Here is an 11988-nt window from a genome sequence, read left to right as displayed (position 1 = left end):
GGCGCCGGGTCAGGCCTTCGTGTCCGGCCCGTCCCCGGGCAGGCGGAGCTTCGCGTCCAGCGGCGTGAGGTCGGCCATCATCTCGTCCCAGGTCACGGTCCGCTGCTCGTAGGCGGCCTTGCGCCCGAGGATGGAGGACAGGTTGCTCTCCACGGCCGTGCGCGCGTTGTTGACCGGATTGCCCGATGTGATGGCCGCGTGGAAGTCGCGGATGTTGTTCACCGCGCCGTCCTGGTAGATGGTCGCCGTGCTGCCCCCGGGCCAGTTCTCCTTTTTGCCGCCGATGGAAACCTGCCCGCCATAGTGCGTCTCGACGGTGCCCTCGGTGCCGTAGACCTTCACGAACAGGTCGTCCGTCGAGCCGAGCTGGAACTGCACCGAGCTGAAATCCGCCACCACGTCGTCCGCGTAGCGGAAGGTGACCACGAAGTGGTCCCAGCAGTCGCCCACGTCCACCCGCGCCTTCCGGCCCCCGGTGCCCGTGGCGGACAGGGGATGGCCGTTCAGCAGCCAGTTGGCCACGTCAATGACGTGGATGTTCTGCTCGACGATGATGTCACCGGAGAGGGCCTTGTCAAACACCCAGTTCCGCAGGCGGGCGGTCTCGGTGTCCGCCTTGGACTGCGGGTTCAGGCGGCCGCAGTGGTAGAAGACCTGGGCGAGCACCGGTGCGCCGATTGCCCCGGCGTGCACCTTTTTCGCGGCCTCGCGGTAGAACTCGTTGTTGCGGGTCTGGAAGTCCACCAGGGTGCAGAGGTTCTTCGCCTTGTCCGCCGCCTCCAGCACGCGCAGGCACCCGACGGTGTCCACCGCCACCGGCTTCGCCAGATACAGGTGCTTGCCCGCCGCCAGGGTGTTCACGGCCTGGTCCGGGTGGAAATACGGCGGCGTGATGATGGCCACCGCGTCCACCGGCTCCGCGAGCAGGGCCTGGTGGCCGTCCAGGCCGGTGAACAGCTTCTCCTCCGGAATCTCGATGTCCCGGGCGGCCTGGCGGGCCCGGTCGCGGAAGTAGTCATGCGCCGCGACGACCTTGAAGTCGGAAAACTCCTGGAACAGGCGGCCGATCCAGCGGCCCCGCCCCCCGCAGCCGGACAGGCCGAGGGCGATCTTGGCGTTCTGCGCGTAGCTGCTTGCCGCGCCCGCGGAGACAATGGTGAACGCGGCCGCAGCGGCCGATTTCGACAGAAATTCACGTCTTCCGATGCTCATGGATTCTTCCTCATGCGTTGGCGGCGAAAACGCCTTTTGTGTACTCGAGGTTCGCCTTGAAATCAGCCTGCATGTCGCCCGAGGGCTTCGCCGTTTCCAGAATGATCCAGCCGGCGTAGCCGATTTCCCTGATGGCCTTCACCGCCGCCGCCACGTCCACCTCGCCCTTGCCGAGGTAGTTCGCCCCGTCCTTGAAGTGGATCTGGGCGATCTTTCCGCCAAGGGCGCGGATTTCCGCCGGCACGTCGTAGTCGTTGTAGGTGGAGTTGCCGATGTCGTAGTAGACGCGCACCGAGGGCGCGTTGATCATGTCGAGGAACTTCACGTTGTCCGCGCCGGAGAGGGTGTTTTCCACGGCCAGGACAACGCCCTTGTCCGCCGCGCGGGGGGCGGCGGCGCGGATGCGCTCTGCGGCCGACTTCATCTCCCCCTCCTTCAGTTTGCGCCGCTTGCGGAGGTCGCCGTTGCCGAAGAAGGCCATCAGCAGGGTCTTGGCACCCAGATCGCCGCAGGCGTCAATGGACTGTTCCAGCCAGGCGGGTCCGCGCGGGTCCGTGGCGAGCGGCGAATTGTTCAGGAACCCCATGGCCATGGAGCAGGCCGTGATTCCCGTCTCGGCCATCGCCGCCTTGTACTTCTCCCGGAGCGCCGGGTCGGCGATTTCCAGGGTGTCCTGCGGGGTGCCGGCGGAGAGTTCCACCCCGTCGAGGCCGATGGCCTTGGCCACCGCCATCACCCCGGGGTCGAAGCCCATGCCCATGGACCAGTCGCAGGCGCCGATACGGGGGGCCGCCCCGCCCCCGGCCCGGGCGCTGAACCCCAGCGCCGCCGCGCCCGCGAGGCACGCGGCCTGTCCCAGGAAACCCCTTCTTGTGCACCGGTCCATCCTGTCTTCCTCCTTGCGTTCACCCCGGCGTCCGCCGGGAGTTGTTTCCTCAGCCGCCCGAACGGCGCAGCGCGACGTCGGCGTACTGGCGCACGAGCTCGTTCTTGCGCACCTTGCCGATCGGGGTCTTGGGCAGCGCGTCCGCAAAGCGGACATAGCGGGGCACCTTGTACGCCGCGAGGTGCTCCTTGCAGAAATCAATGACCTGCCGCTCCGTGAGGGTGCATTCGGCCTTGAGCTTGACCACCGCGAGGACCTCCTGGCCCCAGGTGGGCTCCTCCACGCCGATCACGGCCACCTCGTCCACCTCGGGCATGCGCATGACAACATGCTCCAGCTGGGCCGAGTAGATGTTGAGCCCGCCCCGGATGATCATGTCCTTCACCCGGTCCAGAATGTACAGGTACCCGTCCCTGTCCACCCGGCCGATGTCGCCCGTCTTGAGCCAGCCGTCCACCATGACCTCGGCGGTGGCCGCCGGGTTCTTGTAGTAGCCCTTCATGACCGTGGGGCCCGCGATCAGGATTTCCCCCGCCTCGCCGATGGGCATGTCCAGGCCCTGCTCGTCCACAATCCGCACGCTGGTGTAGCGCAGGGGCGGCCCCACGGAGTTCCAGCGGACCGGGTCGGCGTGGTCGGCCACGGCGCTGGCGCAGGTGGCCTCCGTCAGGCCATACCCCATGATGAGGGGCTTTTTGAAGACCCGCTGCACCGCCTGGTAGATGGCCTCGGACAGGGGGGCCGCGCCGGACACGAAGAAGCGGACCGAGCTGACATCGTGGGATTCTGCCTTGGGCAGGCGTGCCAGCAGCCCGTAGATGGTCGGCACGGCGCTCATGATGGTGATCCGGTGTTTTTCGATCATCGGAAGGATGGCGTAGGGGTTGAACTGCCCCCCCCCAAGAACGATGGTCGCGCCGGCCATTATGGGCGTGAGCACGGAAACCACCTGCGCGTTCACATGGAACAGCGGCAGGATGCACAGAAAACGGTCGTTTTCGTTCAGGTCGTTGGACCGGAACATGGACAGGGTGTCCCACAGGTAGTTGCCGTGGGTCAGCTCCACCCCCTTGGGGTCTCCCGTTGTGCCGGAGGTGTAGATGATCGCCGCGTCACTGGTCTCGTCAACGATGATTTCGGGGATATCCACCGGTTCCAGCAGGTCGTCAAAGGACTCGGCGCCCCAGCCCGCCTCACCCACCACGAACACCCGGCGCACCAGGGGGAGCGACGCGAGAATCGTCTGGAGGGACGGGAGGAACTCGGGGACCACCACCATCACGGAAGCCTCGGCATTCCCGACAATGTAGACATATTCCTCGAAGGTGAGGGTGGGGTTGACGGGGACCATGACGGCCCCGATCCGCCCCAGCCCCAGGAAACAGTAGAGGTATTCCGGGCAGTTGCCCAGGAGCAGGGCCACCTTGTCCCCCGGGCCCACGCCCCGCTTCTTGAGGTTTCCGGCCACCCGGCCGGCCCGGTCGCAGAAGTCGCGGTAGGTGTGCTCCTGGTCGTCAAACACCACCATGACGCGGTCGCCATGCATGCGCGCCCGGTCGTCCAGCAGCTGGGGTATGGTCATCATGATTTCCGCGTTCTCTCCCAATGGGGCGCGCGCCGCAGGGCCGGGCCCTCCCGGTCCGCGGACGCGCGCGGAAAAAGACCGGGGTAGGATAGCGCAAACCCCTGCGCAAAAGAAAAAAAAGTGCAAGAAACCCGGAGTCGGGAAGAACCGGGGGCTTGACAGCTGTTTGGCTATTTGGTTATACTGCCAAGCAGGCAACCAGAAGGAGCCGACCGTGGACGCACAACGGAAGCAGGCACTCACCGCCCGCGCGGACATTCTCAAGGCCATGGCGCACCCCACACGCCTCTATATCTTGGAGGAACTCGCCCAGGGGGAGCGCTGTGTCTGCGAGCTTCATGCGGGCACGGGGGCGGACTTTTCCACCGTGTCCAAGCACCTCTCGGTGCTGAAGAACGCGGGGATCGTGGAGGATGAGAAACGGGGGCTTCAGGTCTTCTACCGGCTGCGCTGCCCCTGCATCCTGTCCTTCCTGGGGTGCGTGGAGAACGTGATCCAGCAGAACGTGGACCGCCAACTCGCGGCGCTGGGCAGGTGAGCGGGACGGGACTGAAGTGACAGATGACTGGAGAAAAGAAGGAAAAGCCCTGGCGCTGATTGTCGGGGTGTTCCTCGCCTGTTTTTACCTGCCCGTGGGGGCGGCCCGTTTCGACAACGCGGTCATGGAGTCCCTGCACCTGGTCCGCTGGTACGCGCGGGAGCATGTGCTCCTGTGCCTGATCCCGGCGTTTTTCATTGCCGGGGCCATATCCGTCTTTGTCAGCCAGGCCTCCGTGATGAAGTACCTCGGCGCCGGCGCGCCCAAGGTGCTGGCCTACGGCGTGGCTTCCGTGTCGGGCACCATTCTGGCCGTCTGCTCCTGCACGGTCCTGCCCCTCTTCACGGGGATCTGGCGGATGGGGGCGGGGCTGGGACCGGCCACGGCCTTCCTGTATTCCGGCCCCGCCATCAATGTGCTGGCCATCGTGCTGACCGCGCGCGTGCTCGGCATGGAGCTGGGCGTCGCCCGCGCCGTGGGCGCGGTCGGCTTCAGCGTGGTGATCGGCCTCCTGATGCATTTGATCTTCCGCCGGGAGGAGCAGGAGAAGGCGGCCGTGCAGGCGGCGATGCCCGACGCCGAAGTGACGCGGCCCCTCTGGCAGAATGCGGTCTACTTCGCCCTGATGGTCGCCATTCTGGTCTTCGCGAACTGGGGCAGGCCCGCCGAAGAGGCCGGGCTCTGGCACGTCCTGTACAGCGCCAAGTGGGCGGTGACCGCCGGGTGCGCCGCGGGGTTCGGTGGGGTGCTGACCCTGTGGTTTGGCCTGCCCTGGGGAAAAACGGCGCTGGTGGCGCTCCCCACGGCCCTGCTGGCGGTGCTGTTCCCCGGCCGTCCGGAGCTGGCCTTTGCCGCCGGGTCCGTGGGCCTCGCCGTGGCCACGGCCACCAGCGGCGGCGAGATGGGCGAGTGGTTCGGTGTGACCTGGGGGTTTGCCAAGCAGATTCTGCCGCTGCTCCTGTTCGGCGTGCTGGTGGCGGGGGCGCTGCTGGGCCGTCCGGGCCACGAGGGGCTGATTCCCAACGCCTGGGTGGCCTGGGCGGTGGGCGGCAACTCCCCGGCCGCGAATTTTCTGGCGGCCCTGCTCGGGGCGTTCATGTATTTTGCCACCCTGACGGAGGTGCCGATCGTTCAGGGTCTTATCGGCTCCGGCATGGGCAAGGGGCCTGCGCTGGCGTTGCTGCTGGCTGGACCGGCGCTCTCGCTGCCCAGCATGCTGGTCATCTACAGCGTCATGGGATTCAAAAAGACCTTTGTGTTTTGCTTCCTCGTGGTGGTGCTGTCCACCGCCGCGGGGATGATCTTCGGGGCCCTGGCGGGTGTCTAGCCGCCCGTCTCCGCTTGCGGAAACAGCCTGGAAAGGACGATGCGATGAAGAAGATTCAGATACTGGGCACGGGGTGCCCCAAGTGCAAGAAACTGGCGGAAAACGCCGAAGCCGCCGCCAAGTCGGCGGGGGTGGACTACGAGATGGAAAAAGTGACAGACCTTAATGCCATCATGGCCTTCGGGGTTATGATGACCCCCGCCCTCGCCGTGGACGGCGTGGTGAAGGTTGCGGGTAAGGTCCCCGAACCCGTGGAAATCGTGAAACTGCTGGCCTGAGGCCGGCGCCACCAGGGAAGGGACAGACCCATGTCAGAAGAAAAGAGGGACTGCTGCTGCAGCACGGCGCCGAAACTTGTCTTCTCGTGTTCGGGCGCCGCGGACGTCGGGGAACTGTGCGACCACGCGGCGCGCGCCCTGACCCGCGAGGGCGCCGGGAAGATGTACTGCCTGGCCGGGGTCGGCGGCGGGGTGGAGCCCATTCTGGCAAACACCGCGTCGGCGGCGAAGCTGCTCGCGCTGGACGGGTGCCCCATGGACTGCGTGAAGAAGACGCTGGAGAAGGCCGGATTTGAGGGTGCGGCCCATCTGCGCCTGACGGACCACGGGTTCGAGAAGGGCGCCTCCCCCGCCACGGAGGAGAACCTCCAGAAAGTGCTCGAACTGGCCCGGCCCCTGCTGGGCTGCTAAGGGACCCCCATGAAGAATGCGATCTTTCTGTTGCTTTTGGCCGGCGGACTCGCCGTCCTAGCCTGCTCGGAGACGCCTGCAGCGTCCGCGCCGGAGGCGAAAAAGGAGTCTGCGGCCGCTCCGGCAACGCCGGTGCTGGTCGTCTACTATTTCCACCGGACCCTGCGGTGCCCCTCCTGTCTGACCATCGAGGAATGGACCAAACGCGCCGTCAACGACGGATTCCCCGTGGAGCTGGAGTCGGGCCGGATCGCGCTGAAGGTGTCGAATCTGGACGAGCCGGGAAACGCCCATTTTGACAAGGACTATCGCCTGAACACGCAGTCCGTGGTGCTGTCGGACACCCGGGACGGTCGGGAGACCCGGTGGAAGAATTTGGAGGAAGTCTGGGAGCTTCTCGATGACGAGGTGAAGTTCCTGGAGTACATCCGCGCCGAGATTCGGGAGTTTCTGGCGGAGACCGGGGCCGGCAACGCCGCAAGCCCCGCCGCCCCGGCGGGGAGCGCGCCCGTGAAGGCGGAGGCGGCGGCCGGGACGACCGCCGGCCTGCCCACCCTGATGGAACTGGGCGCGGACAAGTGCGTGCCCTGCAGGGCCATGGTGCCGGTGCTGGACGCGCTGAGGAAGGAATACCCCGGACGCCTGAACGTGCAGTTTATTGACGTCTGGAAGAATCCGGAGGAGGGGAAGAAGCACAGAATCCGGATGATTCCGGTGCAGCTCTTCCTGGACGCCGATGGAAAAGAGCTGTTCCGCCACGAGGGCTTCTACGCCAAGGAGGACATCCTGGCGAAGTGGAAGGAACTTGCGGTGGACCTGGACGCCAAGAAATAGGCCGGAGGAATTTGTGTTGGAGCAGCTTTTCACGACCCTGTCGCAGGCCGTCGAGGGATCGGCGGCTGTCGCCCTGGCCGCGGCGGCGGGTTGGGGTGTCCTGAGCATCCTGCTGAGTCCCTGCCACCTCGCGAGCATTCCCCTGATCGTCGGCTTCATTGACAGCCAGGGGCGCATGTCCACCGCGCGGGCCTTTTTGGTCTCGCTGCTCTTCGCGTCGGGCATCCTCGTGACCATCGGCCTGATCGGCGCGGCCACCGCCGCCGCCGGGCGCATGATGGGCGACGTGGGACGCTATGGAAACTGGTTTGTGGCGGTGATCTTTTTCGTGGTCGGGCTGCATCTTCTCGGGGTGATCCCCCTGCCGTGGTCCGGACCCGGTCAGGTGGGCATGAAGCGCCGGGGGCTTCTCGCCGCGCTGGTGCTGGGTCTGGTGTTTGGCGTGGCACTGGGGCCGTGCACCTTCGCCTTCATGGCCCCCGTGCTGGGCGTGGCCTTCCGCACGGGCGCGGAGCATCCCCTGTACGCGGCGGCCCTGCTGCTGGCCTACGGCGTGGGGCACTGCTCCGTCATCGTCGCGGCGGGCACCTCCACGGAGGGGGTGCAGCGGTATCTGAACTGGAGCGAGCAGTCGCGGGGCGCCGTCTGGGTGAGGCGCGTCTGCGGCGTGCTGGTGATTCTGGGCGGTTTTTGGATGATCCACACCGCGCCGTGAACGGTGGAAAGGAACTTTGGCATGGCGAATCCGGGAAGGCGCCGGGTGCTTTTTCTATGCACCGGCAACTCCTGCCGGAGCCAGATGGCCGAGGGCTGGACCCGTCACCTGAAGGGCGACCGGGTCGAGGCATGGTCTGCGGGCATTGAGAAGCACGGGATGAACCCCCACGCCGTCCGTGTGATGGCGGAGGCGGGGGTGGACATTTCGGGCGGAAGCTCGAAGACCGTCGCCGAACTGCCGACCCGGGACTTCGACTATGTGGTCACCGTCTGCGGCCACGCCCACGAGCACTGCCCCCTGTCTCCCGGAAAGGCCCGCGTGGTGCATGTGGGATTTGACGACCCGCCCCGGCTGGCGGAGGCGGTCGAGGGGGAGGAGGCCAAGCTGGATTGCTACCGGCGGGTCCGCGACGAGATACGCGCCTTTGTCGAGGGCCTGCCTGAATCGCTGGAAGAAAGGAACATTCCCCATGAGTGACCGGGAGAACGACGCCCTGCGCGACCTGGTGCGCAAAACCTATGCGGAGACGGCCACCGGTGGCGGGTCGTGCTGCGGCGGCGGAGGGACGGCCAAGGCCGGCGGATGCTGTTCGGGCGCCCCGACCCCGCCCGCCGTGGCGGCGGAGACGCTGGGATATACCGCAGGAGACGCCGATGCGGCGCCGGACGGGGCCTATCTCGGCCTCGGCTGCGGGAACCCGCAGGCCCTCGCGGGGCTCCGGCCCGGAGAGACGGTGCTGGACCTGGGGTGCGGGGGCGGTTTCGACTGCTTCCTCGCCGCGCGCCGGGTGGGGCCGTCCGGACGGGTCATCGGCGTGGACATGACGCCCGAGATGGTGGCCAGGGCCCGCGAGAACGCCCGGAAGGGCGGCGTGGAAAACGTAGCCTTTCGGCTCGGCGAGATCGAACACCTGCCCGTGGCCGACGCCTCGGTGGACGTGATCATCTCCAACTGCGTCATCAACCTGTCGCCCGAGAAGGGCCAGGTCTTCCGCGAGGCGTTCCGCGTGCTGAAGCCCGGCGGACGGCTGGCGGTGTCCGACGTGGTGCGGACCGGCACCCTGCCGTCCGCCCTGGCGGGGGACGGGGCGGCCTATTGTGGGTGCGTGTCCGGGGCGGTGCCCGTTCAGGAACTGGAGAAGCTGCTGCGGGACGCCGGATTCTCCACCGTGACGGTGGAGATCAAATCCGACAGTGCGGCGATTGTGGGCCAGTGGCTGCCCGGTTCCGGCGTGGAGAATTTCGTTGCCTCGGCCAGCATCACGGCAACAAAGGAGTAGCATCGTGGAATGCGCGCACCCGCCGGTGGAAGAGCGGAAAATGACCAGCATTTTTGAGCGCTACCTGACGCTCTGGGTGGGCCTCTGCATTGTCGGGGGCATTGTGCTGGGGAAGGTGGCCCCCGGCCTGGCCGGGTATCTGGACAGCCTGTCCCTGAATGTCAACGGGGCGCCCGTGGTGTCCGTCCCCATCGCCGTGTGCCTCTTTTTCATGATGTACCCCATCATGGTCAAGATAGACTTTGCCAGCGTGGTTCGGGCAGGGAAAAGCGGAAAACCCGTGCTGCTGACCCTCTTCGTCAACTGGTGCGTGAAACCCTTCACCATGTACGCCATCGCCCTGCTGTTCCTGGGCACCCTGTTCCGGGGTCTCATTGGCGCGGAGGCGGTGGACCTGGTGAAAATGCCCTTCGGACTGGACCTGCCGGTGGGCGCGGAACACGGCGCGGGCGTGGTAGTGATGGCGGACGGCGTCAAGATGCTCCAGATTCCCCTGTGGCGCAGCTATCTGGCTGGGTGCATTCTGCTGGGCGTCGCCCCCTGCACGGCCATGGTGCTGGTCTGGGGATACCTTGCCCGCGGCAACGACGGCCTGACGCTCGTGATGGTGGCCGTGAACTCCCTGACCATGCTCGTGCTCTACGGAGTGCTGGGCGGGTTCCTGCTGGGCGTGGGGCGGCTGCCCGTGCCGTGGCAGGCCCTGCTGCTGTCCATCGCGGTCTATGTGGCGCTGCCCCTCGTGGCGGGGTACCTCACCCGCCGCTGGATCCTCGCGGCGAAGGGCGAGGTGTGGTTCCGCGAGAAGTTTCTGCACGTCCTGACGCCCGTGACCATCGCGGCGCTGCTGCTGACCCTCGTGCTCCTGTTCTCCTTCAAGGGCGAGATTATCGCGGCGAATCCGCTCACGATCGTGTGGATTGCTGTGCCGCTGTTCCTCCAGACCTGCCTGATTTTTGCGCTGGGCTACGGGCTGGCGAAAGTGCTGGGGCTGCGCTACGAGGACGCGGCCCCGGCCGCCATGATCGGCGCCTCCAACCATTTCGAGGTCGCCATCGCCACGGCGGTCATGCTGTTCGGGCTCTCCTCCGGGGCCGCCCTGGCCACCGTGGTCGGCGTGCTGATCGAGGTGCCCGTCATGCTTATGCTCGTTGGATTCTGCAAACGGACCGCCGGCTGGTTCGCCTGAGCGCGCCGCCCGCAAGCAGGGCTTGCGGGAAGAAAGGCGGCGGCAAGCCACCGCACTCCAAGGCGCTTCGCGCTGTGCAACACCTGGGACATGTTCCGCTTTTTTGACTCCCGGGCGGTTGTGTTATAGTGACCGGGCGTCCGTGGACGCGCACAACCTAAAGGAGTCTGTCCCATGATTACCCGCCGCACCTTCCTGAAGACCGTGGCCGCCTCCGCGCCGCTGATCATCTCCGCCGACGCCCTGGGGGCGACATCGCCGGGGGCGAACGACATTGTGAACGTGGCCTTCATCGGCCTCGGGGGGCGCTGCAACGACATCGCCATCGCCTGCCTCGGCATGAAGGGGATCCGGGTTGCCGCAGTGTGCGACTGTTTCCGTCCGCGGGTGGACTCCAGCCTCGCCTACCTGGAGAAGAACGGCGTGCAGGCGAAGGGCTACACGGACTTCCGCGAGATGATTGAGAAGGAGAAGCTCGACGGCGTGATGGTGGAGACCACGACCCACGCGCGGGCCTGGATCGCCTGCCATGCCATGGCCATGGGCGTGGACGCGTACATTGAGAAGCCCATGTGCCTGACCATCGCCGAGGGCCGCCACATGGTGAACGTCGCCCGGAAATACAAGCGCGTCACGCAGGTCGGCACGCAGCAGCGCTCCATCGCCCTGAACAACTGGGCAAGCGACCTGGTGAAGAACGGCGCCCTGGGGAAGGTCAAGGAGGTGCTCGCGCCGAACTTCATGAGCCCCGATCCGTGGAAGGACCAGCCCGGCGAGCCCCTCCCCGAGGGCGGCGACGAGGGCTGGTGGGACATCTGGACCAACCAGTCGGGGTTCCGCCCCTACCACACGCAGCTCCACCGCAACTGGGCGCAGTGGTGGGACTACGACGGCGGCGGCCGCTGCTACGGCGTGACCGGCTGGGGCACCCACAGCTACGACCAGATCCAGCGCGGCCTGGGCACCAGCGAGACCGGCCCGGTGGAGGTGCTGCTGGAGGAGCCGGTCCAGCTCATTCCCTGCGGCAAGTTCGAGAAGCGCGAGATTTCCCCCGATGAGACGGGTGCGCCTTATTACGGCATGGCGAAGGACCAGGTTGGCCCCCGCGCGAAGGTGCGCATGAAGATGGCGTCGGGCACCGAGCTGCTGCTCAACATGGACGGCGACTTCGCCCCCGGCCTCGGCGCGGTTTTTGTGGGCGAGAAAGGCCGCATTGAGATCAACCGCGACGCCATCTCCTCGGACAATCCGGAGCTCATCAGCGGGGCGGACCGCCCGCCGAAGCTGTCGGTGAACGAGACGGAGCCGCACATCCAGAACTGGATTGACTGCATCAAGTCGCGCGGCCGCTGCAACGCCGACATCGAGTACGGCCAGCGCAGCTCCAGCCTGTGCTACCTGGTGAACATCGCCCGCGAGGTCGGCCAGGTCGGCAAGGCGCTCCAGTGGGACCCCGAAAAGGAGCGCTTCACCAACTGCGACGAGGGCAACGCCCTGCTGTCGCGGCCCCGCCGCGAGGGCTGGGAACTGCCGGCGTAAGGCGGCGTGCCGGGATATTCGAATGGACGCGCGCGCGGAGCGGTGGCGGGCACGAGGTCGCTTCGCTGCGCTGCTAAGAAAGTACCGCCTCTGTGGCGGGTCAGGCGGGGATGGGAGTTATGGGAAGTATGGGAGGGTGGAAACCATTCTCTCTTCATTATCGGTGTTCATCGGTGTTCATCGGTGGTTGCTCTT

The 11988-nt window shown here is 66.5% G+C and carries 13 protein-coding genes; 10 read left to right on the top strand and 3 right to left on the bottom strand.

Annotation, left to right across the window (positions count from 1 at the left end):
- Nucleotides 1–9 precede the first annotated feature (9 nt).
- Genes GXY15_09895 through GXY15_09885 form a run of 3 tightly spaced genes read right to left on the bottom strand, consistent with a single transcriptional unit; the run spans nucleotide 10 to nucleotide 3683 of the window.
- Entirely contained in the window at nucleotides 10–1212 is a 1203-nt protein-coding gene (locus GXY15_09895; protein NLV41521.1) for a Gfo/Idh/MocA family oxidoreductase, read from the bottom strand.
- A gap of 10 nt (nucleotides 1213–1222) precedes the next feature.
- Complete coding sequence (locus tag GXY15_09890; protein ID NLV41520.1) at nucleotides 1223–2098, bottom strand: sugar phosphate isomerase/epimerase; 876 nt, start codon at nucleotides 2096–2098, stop codon at nucleotides 1223–1225.
- Between the two features lie 49 nt (nucleotides 2099–2147).
- On the bottom strand, nucleotides 2148–3683 hold the full coding sequence (locus GXY15_09885; GenBank protein NLV41519.1) for a long-chain-fatty-acid--CoA ligase: 1536 nt from the start codon (nucleotides 3681–3683) through the stop codon (nucleotides 2148–2150).
- Between GXY15_09885 and GXY15_09880 the strand changes: the two genes are divergently transcribed.
- From GXY15_09880 to GXY15_09835, 10 genes are all read left to right on the top strand, one after another.
- Nucleotides 3682–4221 (top strand): helix-turn-helix transcriptional regulator, encoded by a 540-nt coding sequence (locus GXY15_09880; protein ID NLV41518.1) that lies wholly within the window; start codon nucleotides 3682–3684, stop codon nucleotides 4219–4221. The two genes, GXY15_09885 and GXY15_09880, sit on opposite strands and share 2 nt — an antisense overlap.
- Nucleotides 4222–4237: 16 nt before the next feature.
- Nucleotides 4238–5548: a hypothetical protein gene (locus tag GXY15_09875; protein ID NLV41517.1), complete on the top strand. Its 1311-nt coding sequence runs from the start codon at nucleotides 4238–4240 to the stop codon at nucleotides 5546–5548.
- 44 nt (nucleotides 5549–5592) lie between these two features.
- A complete protein-coding gene (locus GXY15_09870) occupies nucleotides 5593–5826 on the top strand; it encodes a thioredoxin family protein (GenBank protein ID NLV41516.1) in 234 nt (77 codons plus the stop codon).
- A 30-nt stretch (nucleotides 5827–5856) separates the two neighbouring features.
- Complete coding sequence (locus GXY15_09865; protein NLV41515.1) at nucleotides 5857–6237, top strand: zinc-binding protein; 381 nt, start codon at nucleotides 5857–5859, stop codon at nucleotides 6235–6237.
- Between the two features lie 9 nt (nucleotides 6238–6246).
- Nucleotides 6247–7071, top strand: coding sequence for a thioredoxin family protein (locus GXY15_09860; protein ID NLV41514.1), 825 nt, complete (start codon nucleotides 6247–6249; stop codon nucleotides 7069–7071).
- 13 nt (nucleotides 7072–7084) lie between these two features.
- Nucleotides 7085–7786, top strand: coding sequence for a cytochrome C biogenesis protein (locus GXY15_09855; GenBank protein NLV41513.1), 702 nt, complete (start codon nucleotides 7085–7087; stop codon nucleotides 7784–7786).
- A 21-nt stretch (nucleotides 7787–7807) separates the two neighbouring features.
- Nucleotides 7808–8266 (top strand): arsenate reductase ArsC, encoded by a 459-nt coding sequence (locus GXY15_09850; GenBank protein NLV41512.1) that lies wholly within the window; start codon nucleotides 7808–7810, stop codon nucleotides 8264–8266.
- On the top strand, nucleotides 8259–9068 hold the full coding sequence (arsM, locus tag GXY15_09845; protein ID NLV41511.1) for an arsenite methyltransferase: 810 nt from the start codon (nucleotides 8259–8261) through the stop codon (nucleotides 9066–9068). The genes GXY15_09850 and arsM overlap by 8 nt, the downstream gene beginning before the upstream one ends.
- Nucleotides 9069–9108: 40 nt before the next feature.
- On the top strand, nucleotides 9109–10254 hold the full coding sequence (gene arsB / locus GXY15_09840; GenBank protein ID NLV41510.1) for an ACR3 family arsenite efflux transporter: 1146 nt from the start codon (nucleotides 9109–9111) through the stop codon (nucleotides 10252–10254).
- A 174-nt stretch (nucleotides 10255–10428) separates the two neighbouring features.
- On the top strand, nucleotides 10429–11793 hold the full coding sequence (locus tag GXY15_09835; protein NLV41509.1) for a Gfo/Idh/MocA family oxidoreductase: 1365 nt from the start codon (nucleotides 10429–10431) through the stop codon (nucleotides 11791–11793).
- The last annotated feature ends 195 nt before the right edge of the window (nucleotides 11794–11988 follow it).

The sequence above is a fragment of the Candidatus Hydrogenedentota bacterium genome (assembly GCA_012730045.1).
In the GTDB taxonomy this organism is placed as follows: domain Bacteria; phylum Hydrogenedentota; class Hydrogenedentia; order Hydrogenedentales; family CAITNO01; genus JAAYBR01.
Note: the sequence above shows the minus strand (reverse complement) of the source record. Positions and strands in the feature narration are given on the sequence as shown.

What these genes read in the sequence shown, in the direction of transcription:
- GXY15_09895 (NLV41521.1), bottom strand. Translation starts at nt 1,212, where the DNA reads ATGAGCATCGGAAGACGTGAATTTCTGTCGAAATCGGCCGCTGCGGCC.
- GXY15_09890 (NLV41520.1), bottom strand. Translation starts at nt 2,098, where the DNA reads ATGGACCGGTGCACAAGAAGGGGTTTCCTGGGACAGGCCGCGTGCCTC.
- GXY15_09880 (NLV41518.1), top strand. Translation starts at nt 3,682, where the DNA reads ATGATTTCCGCGTTCTCTCCCAATGGGGCGCGCGCCGCAGGGCCGGGC.
- GXY15_09885 (NLV41519.1), bottom strand. Translation starts at nt 3,683, where the DNA reads ATGATGACCATACCCCAGCTGCTGGACGACCGGGCGCGCATGCATGGC.
- GXY15_09870 (NLV41516.1), top strand. Translation starts at nt 5,593, where the DNA reads ATGAAGAAGATTCAGATACTGGGCACGGGGTGCCCCAAGTGCAAGAAA.
- GXY15_09865 (NLV41515.1), top strand. Translation starts at nt 5,857, where the DNA reads ATGTCAGAAGAAAAGAGGGACTGCTGCTGCAGCACGGCGCCGAAACTT.
- GXY15_09860 (NLV41514.1), top strand. Translation starts at nt 6,247, where the DNA reads ATGAAGAATGCGATCTTTCTGTTGCTTTTGGCCGGCGGACTCGCCGTC.
- GXY15_09850 (NLV41512.1), top strand. Translation starts at nt 7,808, where the DNA reads ATGGCGAATCCGGGAAGGCGCCGGGTGCTTTTTCTATGCACCGGCAAC.
- arsM (NLV41511.1), top strand. Translation starts at nt 8,259, where the DNA reads ATGAGTGACCGGGAGAACGACGCCCTGCGCGACCTGGTGCGCAAAACC.
- arsB (NLV41510.1), top strand. Translation starts at nt 9,109, where the DNA reads ATGACCAGCATTTTTGAGCGCTACCTGACGCTCTGGGTGGGCCTCTGC.
- GXY15_09835 (NLV41509.1), top strand. Translation starts at nt 10,429, where the DNA reads ATGATTACCCGCCGCACCTTCCTGAAGACCGTGGCCGCCTCCGCGCCG.